Source organism: Acidimicrobiales bacterium, assembly GCA_036273495.1.
In the GTDB taxonomy this organism is placed as follows: domain Bacteria; phylum Actinomycetota; class Acidimicrobiia; order Acidimicrobiales; family JAJPHE01; genus DASSEU01.
This window is the reverse complement of the sequence record DASUHN010000261.1, coordinates 1-2875: the sequence shown is the minus strand read 5'-3', so window position 1 is coordinate 2875 and position 2875 is coordinate 1. Positions and strand designations below refer to the sequence as shown.

The following is a 2875-nucleotide window of genomic DNA, read 5'->3' as shown; positions in this document are numbered from 1 at the left end:
CCTGGTCCGCGCGGCGATCGGCGTCACCGGGCAGTTCTCGGCGGTGGACAACCTGCTGACGGGCGAGGAGAACCTGCGCCTGATGGCGGACCTGCGTCATCTCGGCCGGGACCGGGGCCGGCGGCGGGTGGGGGAGCTGCTCGCGAGCTTCGATCTGGTGAAGGCGGCCCGCAAGCCGGTGTCCACCTACTCGGGCGGTATGAAGCGCCGCCTCGACCTCGCCATGACGCTGCTGGGGGATCCCCAGGTGATCTTCCTCGACGAGCCGACCACCGGACTGGACCCGCGCAGCCGCCGGACCATGTGGGACACCATCGCCGGCCTCGTCGCCCGGGGGATCACGATCCTGCTGACCACCCAGTACCTCGACGAGGCCGACCGCCTGGCCGACCGCATCGGCATCCTCGACGGCGGCCGGATCGTCGCCGAGGGCAGCCCCGAGGCCCTGAAGCGACGGCTGCCCGGCGGCCACCTGAGCCTCCACTTCGCCGACCCCTCCGCCCTCGAAGCTGCCGCCCGCCTGCTCGGCGCCGGCCCGGCCGACTGCGCCGCCCTGACTCTGCAGGTTCCCGGGGACGGGTCGGTTGCCGGCATCCGTGACCTCCTCGGCCGCCTCGACCACGGAGAGATCCCGGTGGAGCGGCTCTCGATCCACGAGGCCGACCTCGACGACGTCTTCCTGACCCTCACCGGACATCCCGCCGTCCAACCGGAGCCGCAGCCATGACCCAACTGGCTCTCACCGTCACCGACTCGGTCACCATGCTGCGCCGCCAGCTCAAGCACCTCCAGCGCTACCCGGCCATGACCGTGCTGCTCATCGGCATGCCGGTCGTGTTCCTCCTGCTGTTCGTCTACGTCTTCGGCGGCCAGCTGGGTGCGGGCCTGGGCGGGGGCCACGCCGTCGGTGCCTCCAGCCGCGGGGCGTATCTCAGCTTCATCGTCCCCGGGATACTGCTGATGACCGTGGCCGCCGCCGCCAACGGCACCGCCGTGCTGGTGGCCATGGACATGACCGAGGGCATCATCGCCCGGTTCCGCACCATGGCCATCGCCCGCACATCGGTGCTCACCGGCCAAGTGCTGGGCAGCGTCATCCAGGCCCTGGTCGGCACGGCGGTCGTCGTCACCATCGCCGTGGCGCTCGGGTTCCGGCCCTCGGCCGGCCCGCTCGCCTGGCTGGCTGCCGTCGGCCTCATGGCCGGTTTTGCCTTTGCCCTCGCCTGGATGGCGGTCGCTCTCGGCCTGGCCGCCAACAGCGTGGAGACGGCCAGCAACACCCCCATGGTGCTCACCCTCCTGCCGTTCCTGAGCAGCGGCTTCGTCACGACGGCGTCGCTGCCGGCCGGGCTCCGTCAGTTCGCCCGGTACCAGCCGTTCACCTCCGTGACCGACACCCTCCGCGGCCTGATAACGGGAGGCGGCGCCACGGGAGGCAACGCCATCCGGGCCGTCGCGTGGAGCGTGGGCATTGCCGTCGTCTCGTACCTCTGGGCCGGGCGCCTCTACAACCGCCGGCCCGCGCAGTAACAGGCCACGGGATGGCGCCCGGCGCCCCGGGAGCTCACCCGGAGAGGAAGTCCCCCAGCCGGCCGGCCTCGGCCTTGCCCTGACGGATCCCTTCCTCGGCCGCCTCGAGCAGGCGGCTTCCGTCCATGAGATTGACTCCGAGAACCGATGCCGCCTCCTGATCGGGCGCGACGGTGGTGATCTCGCCTCCGGCGGCGCGGATGGCCTCCAGCTCCTGGTCGCGGGCGCGGCTCAGGCGCTCGGCCCATTCCGGATTGACCCCGGCGCGCGTTGCGGCCATGAGCGTGATCATCAACACCCGGTCACAACCCTTGACGAGGTCGGCGTTGGTGGCCGAGCGCATCCCCCCGTCCATGTAGCGGCGGCCGTTGATCGTGATCGGCGGGAACAGGCCCGGCACCGCGCAGCTCGAGGCAACGGCCCGGTCCAGCTCGACGCCCTCTTGGCCCTCCCAGACGGTGAACTCCCCGGTCGCGGCGTCGACGGCGGTGCACGCGTAACCCGCAGGCCACGCCTCCCCCTTCAGGTATGAGAAGCCCCCCACGAACCGGTCCTCGGGGCCGGTGTCGGCCTCCAGGGCGTAGCGCCCGATCAGCTTCCGGCGTTCGTCAGGCGAGGCGTCCGGGGACGCGGCCATCACCTCCATCAGCTTGCCCATCCGTTCCGCCGTCGAGGCGCCGGCGGACGGGCCCGGCGTCCGACCGGAGGAGGCGCCCCGGGGACTCGGCCCCGCCCGGTAGCGCGCCACCTGGTCGGCGAGGTCGCGACCCAGCTTGATCTGCGCGCCCACCGCAGAGCCCGCCGAGGTCCCGAGCACCCGGTCCATCGTCCGCAGATCCACCCCGGCCTCGGCCAGGCCCCCGACCAGGCCGGACTGCCAGGCGATCCCTACTGACCCCCCACCACTCAACACGAGCGCCCGCGACATGTCGCCATTCTGACCGGGTCGTGCCCGGGTCGTGCCCGGGCGGCGTCCGGCCGGGGACGGACGCTACGGTCGGGGACCGTGCCCGGCATGACCCCGGCCGAGGTTGACGCCTTCCTGGCCGAGCCCGGACAGCTCGTGCGCATCGGGACGACCGATCCCGACGGCAGCCCCCTGGTGGTCCCCACGTGGTTCATCGTCGAGGACGGTGTCTTCCTGGTCACTCCCCGCGAGCGCTCGCGCTGGTTGGCCAACCTCACCGCGGACCCGCGGGTGTGCTTCACGGTCGACGAGTCGGTCGGGCCGTACCGGAAGGTCGTCGTGCGCGGGTCGGCCGAGACGATCCACCCGCTCGGACACGACGATGCATGGCGGGACGTCTACCGCCGGATCACCATGCGCTATGTGCCGGTCGAGTGG

The 2875-nt window shown here is 72.1% G+C and carries 4 protein-coding genes; 3 read left to right on the top strand and 1 reads right to left on the bottom strand.

Going from position 1 to position 2875, the window contains the following annotated elements:
* Positions 1 to 727 (top strand): ATP-binding cassette domain-containing protein (locus tag VFW24_11360; protein HEX5267362.1); only part of this gene is annotated, 727 nt, incomplete at its 5' end.
* Complete coding sequence (locus VFW24_11355; GenBank protein HEX5267361.1) at positions 724 to 1530, top strand: ABC transporter permease; 807 nt, start codon at positions 724 to 726, stop codon at positions 1528 to 1530. The genes VFW24_11360 and VFW24_11355, both read left to right, overlap by 4 nt.
* Positions 1531 to 1564: 34 nt before the next feature.
* Here the strand turns inward: VFW24_11355 and VFW24_11350 are convergent, their stop codons facing one another.
* On the bottom strand, positions 1565 to 2458 hold the full coding sequence (locus VFW24_11350) for a patatin-like phospholipase family protein (GenBank protein ID HEX5267360.1): 894 nt from the start codon (positions 2456 to 2458) through the stop codon (positions 1565 to 1567).
* An 87-nt stretch (positions 2459 to 2545) separates the two neighbouring features.
* Here VFW24_11350 and VFW24_11345 point away from each other — a divergent pair.
* Positions 2546 to 2875 (top strand): pyridoxamine 5'-phosphate oxidase family protein (locus VFW24_11345; protein ID HEX5267359.1); only part of this gene is annotated, 330 nt, incomplete at its 3' end.

Coding starts and splice junctions, on each gene's coding strand:
- VFW24_11355 (HEX5267361.1), top strand. CDS start 724: ATGACCCAACTGGCTCTCACCGTCACCGACTCGGTCACCATGCTGCGC.
- VFW24_11350 (HEX5267360.1), bottom strand. CDS start 2,458: ATGTCGCGGGCGCTCGTGTTGAGTGGTGGGGGGTCAGTAGGGATCGCC.